The following is a 21230-nucleotide window of genomic DNA, read 5'->3' on the forward strand; positions in this document are numbered from 1 at the left end:
AACAAAATTGAGAAAATAATATGAGAAAAATTATACTTGATACTGAAACAACAGGAATAAATCAAATTGGTAAACATTACAGTGGACATAAAATCATAGAAATAGGTGCAGTTGAAATGATAAACAGAACACTAACTAATAATAACTTTCATGTTTATTTAAACCCCAATCGATCTATAAGCGAAGAATCATTTAATATACATGGAATATCAAATGAATTTTTAAAATATAAACCAACTTTTAAAGAAATATTAGATAAATTTATTAAATATATATACGGATCTAAAATAATAATACATAATGCTAAATTTGATATAGAATTTATAAATTATGAATTATTTTTATTAAAAAGAAAAGATAAAATTTCAGATTATTGTAAAATAGTAGATAGTTTGATAATAGCAAGAAAAATATTTCCGGGAAAAAATAATAGTTTAAATTCACTATGTAATTATTACGGGATAAATATAAAAAAAAGAAAAAAACACGGAGCTTTAAAAGACGCTAAAATACTAGCAAATGTATATTTGTATTTAACAAGTAATCAAAAAAAACTATTTAAAAATGAAAAAACAAAAAAAAAAATAATTTTTAATAAAAATACTAAAAATAAAAAAAAAAAATTAAAAATAATATTTGCAAGTAAAAAAGAATTAGAATTAAATAAAAAATATAAAAATATATTAAATAAAAATTTGTTAATAAAATGATTTAATTGTAAAATAATTAAGATAATAATATTAATCGGTGCGGTAGTTCAGTTGGTCAGAACATCGGCCTGTCACGCCGGGGGTCACGGGTTCAAGTCCCGTCCGCACCGCAAATAAAATAAAAAATATAACTTAAAATATTTTATTCTATTAAAAACAAGTAATATATACTATATTACTTACAAGTAATATAGTAATAAATTAAAAAAATTCATTCTTATGAATAAAAAAATAATAAAAATAATTAATCCAAATTCAAGCAAAAAAATAACAAAAGAAATAGATACTATAGCAAAAAATACAGCAAATTTTAACACGAAAATAATTACAACAAGATACGTAAATGGTATTTCTTCAATAGAAAACTACTATGATGAAGCTATATGTATCCCAAATATATTAAAAGAAATAAAAAAAGAAAGTAAAAACAAAGAAATAAAAGGCTACATTATAGCATGTTTTGGAGATCCAGGACTATTAGCAGCCCGTGAATTAACTAAATATCCTGTAATAGGAATTGCAGAAGCTGCAATGCACATAACATCTTTAATATCTACAAAATTTTCAATTTTAACAACATTACCTTATTGTATTCCAATGATACAAAAATTAATAAATACATATGGATTTAAAAATATTTGTTGTAATATACATTCAATAAACCTATCAGTAAATAAAATAAAAAAACACACAAAAGAATTAATAAAAAAAATAGAAAAAAAATGTCAAATAATAATAAAAAATGATAACTGTAATTCTATAATATTAGGATGTAGTGCAATGTCACCATTGTCTAACTATTTAACAAAAAAATTAAATATACCAATAATAGAAGGCATTAGTTCGGCTGTAAAATTAATAGAAACATTAATATCATTAAAACTATTTATAAATTAATTTAATAATTAAAATATTTCTAAAATAAAAAAATAAATGAAAATTAAAAAAAAAAAATATCCTAGAGATTTATTAGGTTACGGAGACAATCCTCCAACAGTATCATGGCCAAATGATGCAAAAATAGCAATACAATTTGTATTAAACTATGAAGAAGGAGCAGAAAAAAATATATTACATGGCGATAATTCATCTGAAACATTTCTTTCCGATATAAGCAATTGTAAAAGCTATAAAAATCGCCATATGTCAATAGAATCTTTATATGAATATGGATCTAGAGTAGGTTTTTGGAGAATTCATAATGAATTTAAAAACAGAAAAATACCATTAACTATATTTGGAGTGGCAATGGCTTTTATTAGAAATCAAGAAATAACAAAAACAATAATAAAAGAAAAATATGATGTAGTATGTCACGGTCTAAAATGGATTAAATATCAAAATATAAATTATAAAAAAGAAAAAGAAGATATTATTAAATCTATTAAAATATTTAAAAAAATTTTTGGTCAAAGCCCTCAGGGTTGGTACTCTGGTAGAGACAGTCCAAATACTAGAAAAATAATAATAAAACATAGTAATATAATTTATGATAGCGATTATTATGGAGATGATTTGCCTTTTTGGATGAATATTTACCTAAAAAATGGTAAAAAAAAGAAACATTTAATTATACCATATTCATTAGAAACAAATGATATGAAATTTATAGCACAACCAGGATTTAATACATCTAAACAATTTTACCAATATTTAAAAGATACTTTTGATATATTATACAAAGAAGGAAAAATAAAACCTAAAATGATGTCAATAGGAATGCATTGTAGAATAATAGGAAAACCTGGAAGATTTAAAGCGTTAACAAATTTTTTAGATTATATAAATAAATATAAAGATATATGGATATGTACAAGACAAGAAATTGCTAATCATTGGATCAAATATCATAAAGTTAAATTTAATTAATCAAATTATCATATTTCATAATAAAACCATTTTTTTCTAATAATAAAGCGGCTTTAAAACATAAATCCTCTCTAAAAGGAGCTGCAATCAATTGAATACCAATAGGCAAATTATCACCTATCTTAATTGGTACAGTTATAACAGGTAATCCAATAAAAGATATAGGTTGAGTCAATATACCCATATTAGCCCTAATCAATAAATCAGTATTATTAATACGAATAAACTTTTGACCAATTGTAGTAGCGGAACAAGGAGTGGCTGGGGCTATTAAAACATCAAAATCGTTAAAAATATCATTAACTTTATGTCTGAAATATGTTCTAAAACGTTGAGCTTTAATATACCAATTAGCAGGGATAATAGATCCAGCCAATAATCTTTCTCTAGAAAAAGGTTCAAATAATTCTGGATTATCTAATAATTTAGACCAATATAAATTACCACCTTCAGCAGCTGTAATAATAAAAGCAGAAGATCTAGCTAATTCCACATCAGATAAATCTATATCATATTTAACACCTAGAGCTTTAGAAACAACATCTATTATATTACGTACTTCGTTATTACACCAAGTGTAAAAATAACCAGATAATAAACAAAAACGTATATTATTATCATAACCATTATAATCTAAAAATACTTTGTTTTTTGATTTAATAGATTGAGATAAATCATTCTTATCAAGACCTTGCAAAACATTATATACATCAACTAAATCACCAACATTTCTAGCAAAATGCCCAGCATGATCTAAACTATAAGAAAAAGGATACATACCAGCACGAGATAATCTACCAAAAGTTGGTTTTAAACCTAAAACACCACAAAGCGAAGATGGAACACGTATAGATCCATTAGTATCTGATCCTAAAGCAAAATGTACCAAACCAGATGCTACAGCAGCTGCAGATCCACCTGATGAACCACCAGCAATACGATTTAAATCGCAGGGATTTCTAGTAGGACCATAATAACTATTTTCTGTAGTAAAACCATAAGCATATGCATCCATATTTAGCATACCACTTAACAATGCTCCATTATTATTCAATTTGTTAATTAAATATGCATCACATTCAGCTACTGGGTCATTTGCAAATAAAGTAGATCCCACTAAAGTAACATAACCACAAACATCAAATAAATTTTTTACAGCATAAGGAATACCAGCTAGTTTTGATATTTTTTTTTTAGATATCAAATATTTATCAATTATATTAGCTTCTTTAAGCATACGATTAGAAGTAATTTCGGTCCAAGCATTAATAACAGGATTATATTTATCTATAGCACTCAAAGTAAACTCAGCTATTTCCATAGCACTTAAATCACCTCTAATTAACCGTTTATTTATTTCTGAAATTGTTAAAAAACGAATATCTTCAATCATGCATTATATACTCCTGATATTCCAATATCACTAGATAAAGAATATAAAATTAATGGTTGTGTTATATCAAATATATAAACAAAATTTAATAATAAATCTTCATATCTTTTTTCATCTAAGGATATGTTAAAAATTTTAATAAAATTTTTAACATAATCTTCACAATTATTTTTTTTCATTTGTAAACCTCTAAATATAAAAATAATAATTTTAAAAAAAACAAGATTAAAACCAATAAATTATATTATACATATCAAAAATAAAAAAATTAATAAAATTATTTTATTATATGAAATAAATAATTGTAAAATAATAATTTTACGATAAAAATACATATATCAAAAACAAAAAATCATATATAAAAAAATATAATTATATATAATAATTTATTTAATAAAAAATAAATAAAAATAAGAAAATAAAGAATAAAATTAAAATAAAAATAAAAAATATATTATAAGGAAATAATAAATGAATAAATTTGAACAAATAACTCCGCCTGAAAGGCTACTAATGGGTCCTGGGCCTATAAATATAGACCCAAGAATATTACACACTATGTCAAATAAATTAATTGGACAATATGATCCAATGATGACTAATTATATGAATGAAGTCATGCAATTATATCGTATAATTTTTAATACAAAAAACTTAAATACTCTATTAATAGATGGAACATCAAGAGCAGGAATAGAAGCAATATTTATATCTATGATTAAACCCGGAGATAAAGTATTAATACCAATATTCGGTAGATTCGGACAATTATTATATGAAATATCAAAAAGATGTAAAGCCAATGTCCATACAATAGAAGTACCATGGGGTGAAATATTCAAACCAGATCAAATAGAATATTCAATTAAAAAAATAAAACCTAAATTTTTACTTACAGTACATGGAGATACTTCAACTACAATGTTACAACCATTAGAAGAAATAGGATTAATCTGTCAAAAATACAAAGTAATATTTTATACAGATGCTACAGCTTCATGCGGAGGAAATTATTTAAACACAGATGATTGGAAAATAGATGCAGTATCAGCAGGTATGCAAAAATGTTTAGGTGGACCATCAGGAACATCTCCTATAACAATTAATGATAAAACAATAGAAATCATGCAACAAAGACAACGTGTAGAATTTGGAAAGAATATAGACGATAAAAAAATTATTTTTTCAAATTATTTCGATATAAATATGATAATAGATTATTGGAGTGAAAAACGTCTGAATCATCATACAGAAGCAACAACAGCATTATATGCAGCACACGAATGTGCAAGATTAATCATTAAAGAAGGGATACATAATAGAATATTACGTCATAAACTACACGGAGATGCACTATTATATGGAATAAAAAATATGGGATTGAAAATTTTCGGTAATATAAAATATAAAATGAATAATATATTAGGAATAATAATACCAAAAAAAATAAATGGAGAACAAGTAAGAAAACTTATGTTAGAAGATTTTGGTATAGAAATAGGAACATCCTTTGGACCCTTAAAAGGAAAAATTTGGAGAATTGGTACTATGGGATATAATTCTCGTAAAGATTGTGTATTAAGAACATTATCGGCATTAGAATCAATACTTAATAAACTAGGATTTAAAACCATTCAGGGCAAAGCATTACAAGCAACATGGGATTTTTATAACATAAACGTATAATAATAAATTAGAGATATTGTTAATATGTACTATCCTAAAATAAAAAATAATGAATCAAAGAAATATGCTACACGTATATTAAATAGAATAGAAAAATTATCAAAAATAAGTGAAAATAAAAATGATATAACACGCCTTTATTTATCAATAGAACATGTAAAAACAAATAAAATTGTAGAAAAATGGATGAAATCGGCTGGAATGAAAACATGGCAAGATCAAGTAGGCAATATATACGGCAGATATGAAGCATCTACAAAAAAACAACCAGCAATTCTATTAGGTTCACATTTAGACACAGTACCTAATGCAGGTAAATATGATGGGATTTTAGGTGTATTAACTTCAATAGAAATTATAAATCATTTAAATAAAAAAAAAATACACCTAAAAAAAGCAATAGAAATTGTCGGATTTGCAGATGAAGAAGGAACACGTTTTGGTATAACATTATTAGGAAGTAAAGCATTAACAAATAAATGGAAAAAAAAATGGTTAAACTATAAAGATAAAAATAAAATTACAATTGCATATGCAATGGAAAATATAGGATTAAATACAAATAAAATATATTTAGCAAAAAGAAAAATCAAAGATATAAAAGCATATATTGAATTACATATAGAACAAGGACCATATCTATATAAAAATAATTCAAGTATGGGTGTAGTAAGTGCAATAAATGGAGCAAAAAGAATTAATTGCACATTTACCGGTGAATCAGGCCATGCTGGTACTGTCCCAATATGTATGAGAAAAGATCCACTCATAGCTACATCAGAATGGATATTATTTATAGAGAATCAATTATTAAAATCCAAAACAAAAATAGTAGCAACTATTGGTAAAATAAATTGTTACCCAGGAGCAACAAATGTAATACCGAAAAAAATAAAACTAACACTGGATATAAGAGGACCAAAAAATAATGAACTAAATAAAACGATATCAACCATATTAAAAAAAGCACAAGAAATTTCTAAAAAAAGAAGCATAATATTTAATTCAAAAAAATATTATTCTACAAAACCTATTCAATGTGATAAAAAAATCAAAAATATAATAAAAAAAATAATTACCAACATACAAGGAAATTGTCCATCACTAACAAGTGGTGCTGGACATGATGCTATTTCTATGGCAAAAAAATGGCCTATAGGAATGATATTTATTAAATGTATAAAAGGAATTAGTCATTCACCCAAAGAAAAAGTATTAAAAAAAGATATAATAAAAACAATTAAAGCTTATATGGAAATAATTTATAATTTAACAGAAATAATTTAAAATTTAAAAAAAAATAATTATGAAAATAATTAATTATTTTCATAATTAAAACTAGTATAATTATCAAACCTAGACCAATTACCATTAAAAATCAAACGAACAGTTCCAATAGGACCATTTCTTTGTTTTCCTATAATAATTTCTGCAACACCCTTTAAATCACTATGCTCATTATATAATTCATCTCTATAAATAAACATTATCAAATCTGCATCTTGCTCAATAGAACCAGATTCACGTAAATCAGAATTAACAGGTCTTTTATCTACTCTTTGCTCTAAAGAACGATTTAATTGTGAAAGCGCCATAATTGGTACCTTCAACTCCTTTGCTAACGATTTTAATGACCTAGATATTTCACCTATCTCAACATTTCTATTATCTGAAATATAAGGAACACGCATTAATTGTAAATAATCTATCATAATTAAACTCAAACCATTATTTTCACGATATACACGTCTAGCTCTTGAACTCATTTCGATAGGAGTTAAACTGGAAGAATCATCAATATATATATTTTTGCGATCTAATAAAACTTTTACAGTACTAGAGATCCTTAACCAATCCTCATCACTTAATTTACCAGCACGTATTTTAGATTGATCTACTCTAGATAATGAAGATAACATACGAATCATAATCTGTTCAGAAGACATTTCTAAACTAAATATTAAAATAGGTTTATCATAAATCATAGAAACATTTTCACATATATTCATTGCTAAAGTTGTTTTTCCCATTGATGGTCTAGCAGCGACAATAATTAAATCTGAAGGTTGTAAACCAGCGGTTTTTTTATTAATATCTATATAACCAGTATTTATACCAGTAATATCTCCATTAGGGGTCTTAAATAATCTTTCTATATTTGATATAGTTATATCAAGTATATGTTCTATACGCTTTGGACCAAACGACTTATTAAGTCTTTCTCTAGAAATATTCATTATACTAGATTCTGCAAAATCTATTAAATCTTCACTCTTCTTTCCATTTAAAAAATAACCAGCATCAACAATTTTATTTGCAACTGAAATAATATTTCTAACAATAGATCTTTCACGAACAATAGATGCATAAGTTGAAATATTAGCGCTACTTGGAACATTTTTAGATAATTCAGCTAAATAAGCGAATCCACCAACATTATCTATGTTACCATTCTGTTCTAAAGATTCTGAAAGAGTTATCAAATCTATAGGATTACCATTATCAAATAAATACTGCATAGTAGTAAATATTACACGATGTGCACTACTAAAAAAATCATCAACAACCAATAACTCAGAAACAATATCCCATTTATCATTATCTAACATTAAGCCTCCCAAAATTGATTGTTCAGCTTCTAAAGAATAGGGTGGAGCTCTGAATTTTGAAATTAGAGATTTTTTATTTTTAATTGATTTATTAATTAATAAATTATCATTCATAATTTAATACCATAAAATTAAAGAAATATTCAAAAATGAAAATAATAATGAAATTAATCTAAAAAAAAAATAATATTTTTAAAATAAAAAACACTTATTTTTTAACTAAAGATTATCCAAACAGGTTTTTAAATCTTTATCCAAGGGTGAACGAATCAATATTGTTTTATTAGTTCTAGGATGGATAAAATTTAATTCATAAGCATGTAAAAATAATCTTTTCAATCCTGTATGAGATAATCGATTATCAAATTCAAATTTACCATATCGTTTATCAAAAGCAATATAATGACCTAAATAACTAGTATGTAATCTAATCTGATGAGTTTTACCAGTAATCAATTCAGCTTTAATTAAAGTAGAAAATTTAAAATATCTCTTTACACTAAAATGAGTTTCAGAACATTTAATATTAATAAATAAAGGTTTATTTTTGATACTATTTTTATATATTTTTTTACAAATAACAGGAATATTAACTATTTTAAGATCCATAGGCCATATACCATATACCAAAGCTAAATACTTTTTTTTAATTTGATAATTACGAAATTGTTTATGTAAACAACATAAAGAATAACGATTTTTAGCAAGTAATAATAAACCTGAAGTATCACGATCAATTCTATGGACTAATTCAAGAAATACATCATAAGAATATAAAAAACGTAAACCATCTAACACATTATTAAATATTTTTGTACCACCATGTACAGCAATACCAGAGGGTTTGTTAATAATTAATAAATCTTTATCTTCATACAAGATTGATTGTTGTAATAGTATAATAAATGTATTATTAAAATGTTTGACAAAATTACTATTTTTATTAGAATACCACAAAGAAGAAACTTCTATTATATCATTGATTTTTAATCTATAAATGTGTTCAACATGTTTACCATTAACACGTATTCCACCTTTTCTTAATAAACTATATATTTTACTCTTAGGTATACATTTCAAAGATTTAAATAAATAATTATCAACACGTTGACCCAACTCATTGAGTCCTATAGTAAAAATTTGCGCACTATTTCTATAACCTGACATATAATAAATAAAATTTTATTAAGAAAAATATAATAAAATGATAACATTATTTAACTAAAAAAATTACTCATTATTTATAATAATATAAATTACCAATTCAATAAATACAAATCCATTAGTAATAAATTGAATAATTTCACCAATTCTTATATTATGAATATATACGTATATATTTTTATAAGTTATAAAAATATATAAAATAATAAAATTAAAAAATAAACTTTAAATAATATTCATTAAATAAAATTTAATAAAATATAAACTTCAATAAAATAAATAATATTATTAAAATAATTAATCTATCTATATAAGTTATTATTTAATAATATGTAATTTAATTAATTATATAAAATGAGTATAATTATCATGAAAAGAATGTTAATAAATGCAACTCAAAAAGAAGAATTAAGAGTTGCTTTAGTTGACGGACAAAATTTATATGATTTAGATATAGAAAGTCCAAGATATGAACAAAAAAAATCCAATATATACAAAGGTAAGATAACGAGAATCGAACCAAGTTTAGAAGCGGCATTTGTAAATTATGGAACAGAAAAACATGGATTTCTACCCTTAAAAGAAATATCAAATGAATATTATCCTAAAGGTTATAATAAAATAGATAAACTTAATATAAAAGAAATATTATCAGAAGGGCAAGATATAATAATACAAGTTAATAAAGAAGAAAGAAGAAATAAAGGAGCTGCTCTTACTACATTTATTAGCCTGGCAGGAAGTTACTTGGTATTAATGCCTAATAATCCTAAAGCAGGAGGTATATCACGTAAAATAGAAGGTGAAGAAAGGATAGAAATAAAAGAATTAACCTCATTATTAAAAATACCCAATGGTATGGGAATAATAATAAGAACAGCAGGATTAGGAAAAACTATAAATTCCTTACAATGGGATTTAAATTTTAGATTAAAACATTGGGAATCTATAAAAAAATTAGCTAAAAAAGAATCTTCACCATTTTTAATATATCAAGAAAGCAATGTAATAGTTAGAGCATTTAGAGATTATTTAAAACCAGATATAGGAGAAATATTAATTGATAATCCTAATATATTAACATTAGCACATAAACATATAACTGAATTAGGAAGACCTGATTTTAATAATAAAATAAAATTATATAAAGGTGAAATACCGCTCTTTAATTATTATCAAATTGAATCACAAATTGAAACTGCATTTCAAAGAAAAGTAAAATTACCATCTGGTGGAGATATAATAATAGACACAACAGAAGCACTAACAACTATAGATATAAATTCAGCTCAATCCAAAAAGGGTATAGATATAGAAGAAACTGCATTTCATACAAATCACGAAGCAATAAATGAAATATCAAGACAATTAAGATTAAGAGATCTAGGAGGATTAATAGTTATAGATTTTATAGATATGGCATCAGTAAAAAATCAAAGAATAATAGAAAATAATTTAAAAGAAATAATAAAAGAAGATAGAGCAAGAATTCAAATAAACCATATCTCTAAATTTGGATTATTAGAAATGTCAAGACAAAGATTAAGCACATCTCTGAGAGAATCAAGTCATTATGTATGTCCTAGATGTAATGGAACAGGTAATATTAGAGATAATGAATCATTAGCATTATCGATTTTAAGATTAATAGAAGAAAAATCAATAAAAGAAAATACATACAAAGTACATGTATTTGTTCCCATAAAAGTTGCCTCATATCTTCTTAATGAAAAACGTGATGCATTGAACAAAATAGAACAAAGACAAAAAGGAGTAAAAATAATTATAGTACCAAATAAAAAAATTGAAACACCAAATTATTTTATATCTAGAATATGTAAAAAAAAAGAAAACAATATACTAAGCTATGAATTATATAAAAAATATAAATCTGAAATAAAATGTATATATGAAATAGAAAAATATAAAAAAAAAAAATACTCCAATACAAAACAAAAAAAAAATAAATATAACAATCAAAAGGAATATATAAATAATTATTTAACAAAAGACTCATATTACAAAAAAATTATTATAATAATTAAAAAATTTTTATCTTTAAAAGATTTAATTAAAAAAATAAAAAATATAATAAACACAAATTTTTTAAATAAAATAAATAAAAAAAAAGATAAAAAAAATAAAATACAATGTATTTATTTTAAAAACAAAAAAATAAAAAATAATAAAATAAAAATCAATAAAAAAAACAAAAATTTAAAATTAAAAAATAATAAAATAACTAGTCTACTAAAACTAGAAAACAAAAATAAAAAAATAGAAAATTTTCCAAATAAAAAAAATAAAAAATTAAAAATAAAAAAACAAAAAATTAAAAATATAAAAATAAATAATAAAAAATCATTAAAACAAATAGATCACGCAATGTACACACTAGAATGGACAATGTGTAAAATATGTACATCAAAAGATATTATACAAAAACATATACTAAAAAATAAAAAATATAAAGATAAAAAAAATAATAAAACAAACAAACAAAATAAAAAAGATAAAAAAATAAAAAAAAATAAAAAACAAAAAAATATTAATCCAAAAAACAACTATAAAAATTTAATAAAAAAAACAAAAAAACCGTCAAAAATTTTTGGATATAAACATGTAAGTGCTCCTATAACAAAAATAAAAAAATATAAAAAAAAACAAACAAAATAAAAAAGATAAAAAAATAAAAAAAAATAAAATAAAAAAATTAATAGCGAGTAAAATCTGATATGCGCAATTTTAATAAAAAAAGCATTAATAAATATGTAATTAAACCAATAAAACATAATAAAAATAAACGAAATATTTTATAAAAAAAATTACCAATTTCCCAAGACGGCATAAAATACATGCAAATAAATAAAACACCAGACATAACAATGACCGAAAAAAAAATACGAAACAAAAAAATTAACCAACCAGAATTAGGTATAAAAACATTTCTTTTACGTAATTCATAATACAATAAAAAAGCATTTATTAACCCAGACAAACTAGTTGACAAAGCAATACCTATATATTCAAAAAAATAAACAAATAAAAAATTCATAATTTGAGAAAATACTAAAATTATAAGAGAAATCTTTATAGGAGTAACAATATCTTGAAAAGAATAAAAACTAGTAGATAAAATTTTAACTGTAATAAATCCCAATAAACCCAATGAATAAGCAAGTAAAATATGTTGAGTCATTAATGAATCAAATGCTGTAAATTTACCATATTGAAACAAAATTAAAATAATAGGACCAGATAATATAATCAATGCAACAGTAGCAGGCAAAGCTAATAAAAAACAAAGACGCAATCCCCAATCAATTAAAGAAGAACATCTTTTATAATCTTTGATAAAAAAACTTCTAGATAAAGACGGTAATAAAATAGAACTTATAGACACTCCTAAAACACCACTAGGAAACTCCACCAACCTTTCAGCATAATATATCCATGAAACAGAACCAGTTGTAAAATAAGAAGATAAAATAGTATTTATAAATACAGATATTTGACTTATAAAAGTTACTATCATCATAGGAATTATTTTATAAAAAATATGATATATTTTAATATTACGAAAATTAAAATATGGAAATACCAAAAGACCTAATTTTTTTAAAAAAGGAAGTGGATATAAGAATTGCAAGCATCCACCAAATAAAACAGACCATGCCAAACCTACAATAGGATGATCAAAATATTTAATTATAAATAAAGAAAAAAAAATCATACTCATGTTAAGTAAAATAGGTATAAAAGACGAAATTGTATATTTATTCCAAGTATTCAATACTAATCCATATAAAGATGAAATTGAAATAAAAATTATATAAGGAAACATAATACTAAATAAAATTTTAGCTAAATATAATTTATGTACATCACAAGAATAACCAGGTAAAAAAAATAATATTATTACAGAAGAATTAATAATACCTAAAAATACTATAAATAATAAAATAAAAAAAAATAAACCCAAAATAGATGAAAGAAAAATTTTTATTTCTTTTTTATTTTTATTAGATTTATATTTATATAATATAGGAACAAGAACTTGAGAAACACTACCATCAGCAAATATTTTTCTTAATAAATTTGGTAGTTTAAATGCAATATAAAAAGCATCCGTTTCAATACTAACACCAAAAACATATGCAACCACAGCATCACGTACAAATCCCAAAAAACGAGATAAACATGTAATAAAACTAACAAAAATAAAAGATTTAAACATAATAATAATCTATATAAAGTATATAATAATTAAGATAAATTATCTTATCATTTTTTAGAAAAAAAATGATACATATGATAAACTTATTTATAATAAATTAATGTAATAATAGATACTTGTACAAATAAAAAAACTTTAAATAAAAAACATATAATTAAAAATAATAATTTTAATTAATTAAAATTATTCTATATTTTTTAATAACAGATAAATATAAAAAATAAAATAATGATTACTGATATTAAAAAAATCAATAAATATATTAAATATTAAAAATATAATTCAAAAAATATATTTTCAAAATAAAATTAAAAAATAAAATAAATTTAACATATGAAAAATATAAATCTCATTAAAAAACTAAAAAAAAGAGGATTAATAAAAAATATAACTAATGAAAAACAATTAATAAAAAAAATAAAAAATAAAAATATTAAATTATACTGTGGTTTTGATCCTACAGCAGAAAGTTTGCACTTAGGTCATCTAATACCTATAATTTGCTTGAAACATTTTCAAAAATACGGACATACACCAATAATTATCATTGGAGGAGCAACAAGTCTAATTGGAGACCCTACATTAAAAAAAAAAGAAAGAAAAAAAATATCTAAAAAACAAACAAATCAATATACAAAAAAACTAAAAATACAAATAAATAAAATTTTAAAAAATGAAATAAATAATAAAAATCTCAATATAATTAATAATTACACTTGGTTTAAAAATAAAAAAATAATAAATTTTCTTATTAAAGTAGGAAAACATTTTTCTATAAATAATATGATAAATAAAGATTTCATTAAAAAAAGAATAAAAAACATAAAACATGGAATATCTTTTACTGAATTTTCATATAATTTATTACAAAGTTATGACTTTTATAAACTAAATAAAAAACACAATGTAATATTACAAATAGGAGGCGCGGATCAATGGGGAAATATGATTTCAGGTATAGAATTAATAAAAAAAATAAACAAAAAAAAAACATTTGCATTAACAGTACCATTACTAACCAAATCTAATGGAGAAAAATTTGGAAAAAGTAAAAAACAAAATATTTGGTTAGATGAAAAAAAAACTAGTCCTTACAAATTCTATCAATTTTGGATGAACATAAATGATAAAGAAATATATAATCTTTTAAAAATATTTACATTTATGAAAATATCAAAAATAAAATTATTAATAAAAAAAAAAAATAAAAATGAAAAAAAAAATATGGGACAATTAATTTTAGCAAAAAAAATAACCACAATGATTCATGGAAAACAAAATACAAAAACAGCTGAAAATATAACAAAAATATTATTTCATAAAAAAATAAAAAATATAACAGAAAAAGACCTTAAAGAATTAAAAAAAGGTGGTATACCATATATAAAAATTAAAAATAACGAAAATATAAATTTAACAAAAATTTTAATTAAAACAAAATTAAGCAAATCAAAAACACAAGCAAGAAAAATAATAATATCTAATGCAATAATGATAAATAATAAAAAACAAAAAAACACAGAACATAAAATAAACGAATCAGAAAAATTATTTAATCAATATACAATTATAAAAAAAGGAAAAAAAAAACATTTTATGATAATATGGCAATAAATAAAAATTAACTTAAATAAAAAATAAAATAGTTAAAAATTTAATAATCAATAAAAAATAAAAATGGAAATTAAAAATAACAAAATTAACAATACTATTGTTCCAATGGTAATAGAAAATTGTAATAACAGAGAAAGATTTTATGACATATATTCCCGTTTATTAAAAGAAAGAATAATATTTATAAATGGTATAATAAATGACGAATTATCAAATCTAACTATTGCACAAATGTTATTTTTAGAAGCCGAAAATCCAAAAAAAGATATATACTTATATATTAATTCGCCTGGAGGTAATATAACATCAGGATTATCAATATATGATACAATAAATTTTATTAAACCAGATATAAATACAATATGTATAGGACAAGCATGTTCTATGGGAGCATTTTTATTATCATCAGGTAAAAAAAATAAAAGATTTTCCTTGCCTAATTCTACAATAATGATACATCAACCATTAAGCTCGTATAAAGGACAAGTAACTGATATAGAAATACATACTAGAAATATAGTAAAAATAAAAAATAAAATAAATAAAATATTAGCTAAAAATACAGGAAAAACAATAGAAAAAATAAAAAATGATACAGAAAGAGATTATTTTTTTACTACTAAAGAAGCAATAAATTATGGTATTATTGATAAAATTTTAATAAAAACAAATGATTAATTAATAAAATATTTATAGATAATCAAAATTATTGTAATGAAAATATTAAAACTTACAAAATTAGGACAAAAAAAATGACAGAAAATAATAATACCTTAAATAAATTATTATTTTGTTCTTTCTGTAAAAAAAATCAAAATGAAGTACAAAAACTAATAGCTGGATCATCAGCACATATTTGCAATGAATGTATAAAAATATGTAATAATATTATCGAAAATGAATCAAAAGAAATAATCAAAAAATATAAAAATATACCAACACCAAAAAATATAAAAAAACAATTAGATGAATATGTTATTGATCAAGATAAAACTAAAAAAATTTTAGCTGTAGCAGTATATAATCATTATAAAAAATTCAAATACAATAATTCTAAATTTGGTAAAAGTAACATTTTATTAATTGGCCCAACAGGAAGTGGAAAAACCTTATTAGCAGAAACATTAGCACAAATGTTAAATGTACCATTTAGTATAGCAGATGCAACAACATTAACAGAAGCGGGTTACGTTGGAGAAGATGTAGAAAATATAATACAAAAATTATTACAAAAATGTAATTACAATATAAAAAAAGCACAAAATGGAATAATTTATATAGATGAAATAGATAAAATATCAAAAAAAACAGATAATCCTTCAATAACAAGAGATGTATCTGGAGAAGGTGTACAACAAGCATTGTTAAAATTAATTGAAGGTACAATAGCATCAATACCTCCATATGGAGGAAGAAAACATCCACAACAAGAGTTTTTACAAATAGATACTTCAAAAATTTTATTCATTTGCGGAGGAGTATTTAATGGATTAGAAAAAATTATTTTAAATAGAATTGAAAAAAAAAATTTAATAGGATTTAATAGAAGAAAAAAAAATAAAAAAGATCAAACAAAAAACATAATAAATAAAGTAGAACCAGAAGATTTAATAAAGTACGGTATCATACCTGAATTTATTGGTAGACTAACAATAATAACAACATTAAAACAACTAAATAAAAAAGCTTTAATAAAAATATTAAATATACCAAAAAATTCATTAACAAAACAATACATAGAATTATTTAGTATGGAAGGAATAACTCTAGAATTTCATAAAAAAGCATTAAATAAAATAGCAAAAAAAGCCTTATTAAAAGGAACAGGAGCAAGAGGACTAAGATCAATTATGGAAGATATATTATTAGATAGTATGTATAATATTCCATCAATAAAAGGAATAAAAAAAATCATAATTAATAGTTCAACAGTTGATAAAAAATCTAAACCAATTATAATATATAAAAATTAAAATACCATAAATAAAAAAATGTGTTTTATTTAATAAAATAAAAAAATTCTAATATAATAGGTACTAATTATCATAAATAAACCTCTATATTACAATATGCTTAAAGCTTGAAATATATATTTATTACTAGTATTATTTATACAGTTTCCATTTCCTACCTAAAATTAAATTAAAGAGAGAGCTCTATGAATATCGAGCATTCTGAAAATATTAAAATTCCTGCTTTACCGTTACGTGATGTAGTAGTTTACCCTCATATGGTTATTCCATTATTTGTGGGTAGAAAAAAATCAATTAACTGTTTAGAAACAGCGATGCAAACAGATAAAAAAATAATATTAGTTGCACAAAAAGAAGCATCTATAGAAAAACCTAAAATAAAAAACCTATTTTCTATAGGAACAATATCAAAAATTTTACAAATGTTAAAATTACCTGATGGTACAGTAAAAGTATTAATAGAAGGATTACAAAGAGCAAAAATAAATAATTTTATTGAAAACGAAAATCATTTTCTAGCATACATAAATTATATACAATCACCTATAATAAAAAAACGTGAACAAGAAATATTAATTAGAACAACAATAAATCAATTTGAATATTACATCAAATTAAATAAAAAAATACCAACTGAAGTATTATCAACAATTAATAAAATAGAAGATGCAGCGAAACTAGCTGATACCATAGCTGCTCATATGTCAATGAAAATAAAAGATAAACAAACAATCTTAGAAACATTTGATATAAGTAAAAGATTAGAACATCTTATGACCATAATGGAATCAGAAATAGATCTTTTACAAGTAGAAAAAAGAATAAGAAATAGAGTTAAAAAACAAATGGAAAAAAGTCAAAGAGAATACTATTTAAATGAACAAATAAAAGCAATACAAAAAGAATTAGGTGATATAGAAAATATAAATGATGAATATAAAAATTTAAGAAAAAAAATAAATTCAGCAAAAATGCCCAAAGAAATACAAAAAAAAACCCAATCAGAATTAAAAAAATTAAAAATGATGTCACCTATGTCAGCAGAAGCAACAGTGGTAAGAGGATATATAGACTGGATGATACAAGTACCCTGGCATACAAGATCAAAAATAAAAAAAGATTTGAAAAAAGCAAAACATATGTTAGACATGGATCACTTTGGTTTAGAAAATGTAAAAGAAAGAATAATTGAATATTTAGCTGTACAAGCTAGAACAAAAAAAATAAAGGGTCCTATTCTATGTCTAGTTGGACCACCAGGGGTTGGAAAAACATCATTAGGTGAATCAATAGCTAGGGCAACAGGAAGAAAATATTTAAGAATGTCTCTAGGAGGGATGAGAGATGAAGCAGAAATAAGAGGACATAGACGTACATATATAGGATCCATGCCAGGTAAATTAATACAAAAAATGACTAAAATTGGAGTAAAAAATCCATTATTTTTACTTGATGAAATAGATAAAATTTCTTCAGATATAAGAGGTGATCCTGCATCAGCATTATTGGAAGTATTAGATCCAGAACAAAATACAACATTTAACGATCACTATTTAGAAGTTGATTATGATTTTTCTGATGTAATGTTCATAGCAACTTCTAATTCAATGAATATACCAGCACCACTAATTGATAGAATGGAAATAATTAAACTATCAGGTTACACTGAAGATGAAAAATTAAATATTGTAAAAAAATATCTATTACCAAAACAAATCGAAAGAAATGCATTAAAAAATGATGAATTATATCTAAATGAAAAAACAATAATAAATATTATAAGACATTATACACGTGAAGCTGGAGTAAGAAATTTAGAAAAAGAACTATCTAAAATCTGTAGAAAAACAGTAAAAACTTTATTTATGAATAAATCAATTAAAAAAATAAAAATCAATAATAAAAATTTAAAAAAATACTTAGGTATACAAAAATTTTATTCAAATAAAATTGATAAAATTAATAAAATAGGCAGAGTGACAGGATTAGCATGGACAGAAGTAGGAGGTGAACTATTAACTATTGAAACTGAATGTGTGCCTGGTAAAGGAAAACTAACCTATACAGGTTCATTAGGTGACGTAATGCAAGAATCCATTCAAACAGCAATGACTGTAGTTAGAGCTAGAACAGATAAATTTTATATTAATAAAAACTTTTACGAAAATTGTGATATACATGTACATGTACCAGAAGGAGCAATACCTAAGGATGGACCAAGTGCTGGAATAGCTATGAGCACAGCATTAATATCTTGTTTAACAAAAAAAGCAATACGTCCTAATATAGCAATGACAGGAGAAATAACATTACACGGATTAGTATTATCAATCGGAGGATTAAAAGAAAAATTATTAGCAGCACACAGAGGAGGAGTAAAAATAGTAATAATACCTTATGAAAACAAACGTGATTTAGAAGAAATACCTAAAAATATCACTTCAGCACTAAAAATCCATGCAGTAAAAAATATAGAAGAAGTATTAGATCTAGCATTAGAAAATAAAATATAAACATAATCATAAAATAATACTTCTAATTAATTAAAAAAAACTAAACAAAATGATAAAAAAATTTAAAAAAAAACATGGAAAAATAATACTAAAAGTAATCTTACTTATTATAATTACATCAATAATATTTACTAGTATTAGCAATCATATTATTAAAATTAATAATGATTATATAATAAAAATAAATAAGGAAAAAGTAACTTTCATAAAACTTATAAATAAATATAAATATGAAATTAATCAACAAAAAATAATATATGGTAATAAATTTTTAAAATTAAAAAAAGATAAAAATTTCATAAATAAAATACAAACAAATATAATAGAACAATTTATCAATGAAATATTATTAAAACAATATACAAAAAAATTAAATTTTAAAATAACAGATGACAAAATAAAAAATTTTATTTTGAATGATGAATCATTCAAAATAAATGGTTTATTTAATAATAATAAATACTTAATAATTTTAAAAAAAATAAATTTAACAGTAAATCAATACATAAAAATATTAAAAGATAAAATATTAATAAAAGAAATAATAGAAAATATAAAAAATTCAAATTTTATCTTAAATAAAGAAATAAAAATATTAACAAATTTACTAAATCAAAAACGTATTGTACAAATAGCAAAAATAAATTTAAAAAATTATAAATATAAAAACAAAATTGAAATAAAAAAACAAATATTACAAACAATTAATAAACTAAATAAAGGCATATACATAAACTTAAATAAATTAAAAATAAAATTTAATAAAAAAAAAATATTAACATTATCAAAAAAAAATGATAAAAATATAAATAAAATAATATTCAATTTACAAACACCTATAAACAATAAACCAATATATTATTTAAGTAAATGTAAAAATAATAAAAATATTTTACTACTAATAAAGTTAATAAAAGTATACTATGACAATATAGACATAAGAAATATAAAAATAAATGATTTTAAAGAATATAATAAACAAATGGAAATAGAATATATCATGTCAAATTTAACAAATCATGCAAACATTAAATATAATAAAAATATCAAATAAATATATATTTATATTTTAAAAAAATAAATAGAAAATAAAATTGATGTAGGCAAAGTTAATATACAAATTAAAAAAATATTCTTTACAATACCACAATTATAAACTAACTTTATCAAATAACATAAAACTCACTATAGAAGAAGAAATGATATGTATTGTAGATACTGGGTATTCCTGTATAACTGTAAATAACAATAACAAAAAAAGATGTAATTTGAAAAGATATACTTTAAGAATAAGTAATATTTTTACGACCTATTTTTTTTCCAATAGTTAATGTTATTCTTTTCCATCCCAATATAGTACTAAAATAAAGTGCAATGGCAACAAAAAAAAAATCCAAATAGGAGCATATTCAATAATATATAAAATATTATTATTAATAATATTTAACAATTGTTTATCAGT

16 protein-coding genes and 1 tRNA gene are annotated in these 21230 nt (G+C 22.1%); 12 read left to right on the plus strand and 5 right to left on the minus strand.

From position 1 onward, the window contains the following. The first annotated feature begins 20 nt into the window (after positions 1-20). The 4 genes from dnaQ to puuE all read left to right on the plus strand — a co-directional run bounded on the left by dnaQ (position 21) and on the right by puuE (position 2579). Positions 21-710: a DNA polymerase III subunit epsilon gene (dnaQ, locus tag ONB71_RS01490; RefSeq protein WP_274360395.1), complete on the plus strand. Its 690-nt coding sequence runs from the start codon at positions 21-23 to the stop codon at positions 708-710. A 36-nt stretch (positions 711-746) separates the two neighbouring features. Beyond that, positions 747-820 (plus strand) — tRNA-Asp (locus ONB71_RS01495). Positions 821-929: 109 nt separating this feature from the next. Beyond that, positions 930-1607: an aspartate/glutamate racemase family protein gene (locus tag ONB71_RS01500; RefSeq protein ID WP_274360396.1), complete on the plus strand. Its 678-nt coding sequence runs from the start codon at positions 930-932 to the stop codon at positions 1605-1607. 36 nt (positions 1608-1643) lie between these two features. Continuing rightward, positions 1644-2579, plus strand: coding sequence for an allantoinase PuuE (puuE, locus tag ONB71_RS01505; protein ID WP_274360397.1), 936 nt, complete (start codon positions 1644-1646; stop codon positions 2577-2579). On the opposite strand, the gene ONB71_RS01510 is transcribed toward puuE, so the two are convergent. Both ONB71_RS01510 and ONB71_RS01515 read right to left on the minus strand, forming a co-directional pair. Next, positions 2572-3972, minus strand: coding sequence for an AtzE family amidohydrolase (locus tag ONB71_RS01510; RefSeq protein ID WP_274360398.1), 1401 nt, complete (start codon positions 3970-3972; stop codon positions 2572-2574). The genes puuE and ONB71_RS01510 overlap by 8 nt on opposite strands. Beyond that, positions 3969-4151 (minus strand): hypothetical protein, encoded by a 183-nt coding sequence (locus ONB71_RS01515; RefSeq protein WP_274360399.1) that lies wholly within the window; start codon positions 4149-4151, stop codon positions 3969-3971. Before ONB71_RS01515 ends, ONB71_RS01510 begins: the two co-directional genes overlap by 4 nt. Positions 4152-4443: 292 nt before the next feature. On the opposite strand from ONB71_RS01515, the gene ONB71_RS01520 reads away from it, so the two are divergent. Then, positions 4444-5658 carry a pyridoxal-phosphate-dependent aminotransferase family protein gene (locus ONB71_RS01520; protein WP_274360400.1) on the plus strand — a complete coding sequence of 405 codons (1215 nt, stop codon included), beginning with the start codon at positions 4444-4446 and terminating at the stop codon, positions 5656-5658. A 24-nt stretch (positions 5659-5682) separates the two neighbouring features. After that, positions 5683-6945 carry an allantoate amidohydrolase gene (locus ONB71_RS01525; RefSeq protein ID WP_274360401.1) on the plus strand — a complete coding sequence of 421 codons (1263 nt, stop codon included), beginning with the start codon at positions 5683-5685 and terminating at the stop codon, positions 6943-6945. A 29-nt stretch (positions 6946-6974) separates the two neighbouring features. Here ONB71_RS01525 and dnaB read toward each other — a convergent pair whose 3' ends face one another. Together dnaB and ONB71_RS01535 are read right to left on the minus strand one after the other, a co-directional pair. Beyond that, positions 6975-8381, minus strand: coding sequence for a replicative DNA helicase (gene dnaB, locus ONB71_RS01530; protein ID WP_274360402.1), 1407 nt, complete (start codon positions 8379-8381; stop codon positions 6975-6977). A 105-nt stretch (positions 8382-8486) separates the two neighbouring features. Next, positions 8487-9434: an RluA family pseudouridine synthase gene (locus ONB71_RS01535; RefSeq protein WP_274360403.1), complete on the minus strand. Its 948-nt coding sequence runs from the start codon at positions 9432-9434 to the stop codon at positions 8487-8489. Between the two features lie 366 nt (positions 9435-9800). Here ONB71_RS01535 and rne point away from each other — a divergent pair, with 366 nt between their 5' ends. Continuing rightward, positions 9801-12107, plus strand: coding sequence for a ribonuclease E (gene rne, locus ONB71_RS01540; protein ID WP_274360404.1), 2307 nt, complete (start codon positions 9801-9803; stop codon positions 12105-12107). A 37-nt stretch (positions 12108-12144) separates the two neighbouring features. On the opposite strand, the gene murJ is transcribed toward rne, so the two are convergent. Then, complete coding sequence (gene murJ, locus ONB71_RS01545; protein ID WP_274360405.1) at positions 12145-13668, minus strand: murein biosynthesis integral membrane protein MurJ; 1524 nt, start codon at positions 13666-13668, stop codon at positions 12145-12147. A gap of 333 nt (positions 13669-14001) precedes the next feature. Here murJ and tyrS point away from each other — a divergent pair, with 333 nt between their 5' ends. From tyrS to ONB71_RS01570, 5 genes are all read left to right on the plus strand, one after another. Beyond that, positions 14002-15282, plus strand: a complete 1281-nt coding sequence (gene tyrS, locus ONB71_RS01550; RefSeq protein ID WP_274360406.1) for a tyrosine--tRNA ligase — start codon at positions 14002-14004, stop codon at positions 15280-15282. 63 nt (positions 15283-15345) lie between these two features. Next, positions 15346-15960 (plus strand): ATP-dependent Clp endopeptidase proteolytic subunit ClpP, encoded by a 615-nt coding sequence (gene clpP, locus ONB71_RS01555; RefSeq protein ID WP_274360407.1) that lies wholly within the window; start codon positions 15346-15348, stop codon positions 15958-15960. Positions 15961-16034: 74 nt separating this feature from the next. Further along, on the plus strand, positions 16035-17255 hold the full coding sequence (gene clpX / locus ONB71_RS01560) for an ATP-dependent Clp protease ATP-binding subunit ClpX (RefSeq protein WP_274360408.1): 1221 nt from the start codon (positions 16035-16037) through the stop codon (positions 17253-17255). A 185-nt stretch (positions 17256-17440) separates the two neighbouring features. Further along, positions 17441-19768 carry an endopeptidase La gene (lon, locus tag ONB71_RS01565; RefSeq protein ID WP_274360409.1) on the plus strand — a complete coding sequence of 776 codons (2328 nt, stop codon included), beginning with the start codon at positions 17441-17443 and terminating at the stop codon, positions 19766-19768. A gap of 49 nt (positions 19769-19817) precedes the next feature. Then, positions 19818-20822: a SurA N-terminal domain-containing protein gene (locus tag ONB71_RS01570; RefSeq protein WP_274360410.1), complete on the plus strand. Its 1005-nt coding sequence runs from the start codon at positions 19818-19820 to the stop codon at positions 20820-20822. The last annotated feature ends 408 nt before the right edge of the window (positions 20823-21230 follow it).

This window comes from Candidatus Purcelliella pentastirinorum, assembly GCF_028748785.1.
GTDB classification, from domain to species: Bacteria; Pseudomonadota; Gammaproteobacteria; order Enterobacterales; family Enterobacteriaceae; genus Purcelliella; species Purcelliella pentastirinorum_A.

Coding starts and splice junctions, on each gene's coding strand:
- dnaQ (WP_274360395.1), top strand. CDS start 21: ATGAGAAAAATTATACTTGATACTGAAACAACAGGAATAAATCAAATT.
- ONB71_RS01500 (WP_274360396.1), top strand. CDS start 930: ATGAATAAAAAAATAATAAAAATAATTAATCCAAATTCAAGCAAAAAA.
- puuE (WP_274360397.1), top strand. CDS start 1,644: ATGAAAATTAAAAAAAAAAAATATCCTAGAGATTTATTAGGTTACGGA.
- ONB71_RS01510 (WP_274360398.1), bottom strand. CDS start 3,972: ATGATTGAAGATATTCGTTTTTTAACAATTTCAGAAATAAATAAACGG.
- ONB71_RS01515 (WP_274360399.1), bottom strand. CDS start 4,151: ATGAAAAAAAATAATTGTGAAGATTATGTTAAAAATTTTATTAAAATT.
- ONB71_RS01520 (WP_274360400.1), top strand. CDS start 4,444: ATGAATAAATTTGAACAAATAACTCCGCCTGAAAGGCTACTAATGGGT.
- ONB71_RS01525 (WP_274360401.1), top strand. CDS start 5,683: ATGTACTATCCTAAAATAAAAAATAATGAATCAAAGAAATATGCTACA.
- dnaB (WP_274360402.1), bottom strand. CDS start 8,381: ATGAATGATAATTTATTAATTAATAAATCAATTAAAAATAAAAAATCT.
- ONB71_RS01535 (WP_274360403.1), bottom strand. CDS start 9,434: ATGTCAGGTTATAGAAATAGTGCGCAAATTTTTACTATAGGACTCAAT.
- rne (WP_274360404.1), top strand. CDS start 9,801: ATGAAAAGAATGTTAATAAATGCAACTCAAAAAGAAGAATTAAGAGTT.
- murJ (WP_274360405.1), bottom strand. CDS start 13,668: ATGTTTAAATCTTTTATTTTTGTTAGTTTTATTACATGTTTATCTCGT.
- tyrS (WP_274360406.1), top strand. CDS start 14,002: ATGAAAAATATAAATCTCATTAAAAAACTAAAAAAAAGAGGATTAATA.
- clpP (WP_274360407.1), top strand. CDS start 15,346: ATGGAAATTAAAAATAACAAAATTAACAATACTATTGTTCCAATGGTA.
- clpX (WP_274360408.1), top strand. CDS start 16,035: ATGACAGAAAATAATAATACCTTAAATAAATTATTATTTTGTTCTTTC.
- lon (WP_274360409.1), top strand. CDS start 17,441: ATGAATATCGAGCATTCTGAAAATATTAAAATTCCTGCTTTACCGTTA.
- ONB71_RS01570 (WP_274360410.1), top strand. CDS start 19,818: ATGATAAAAAAATTTAAAAAAAAACATGGAAAAATAATACTAAAAGTA.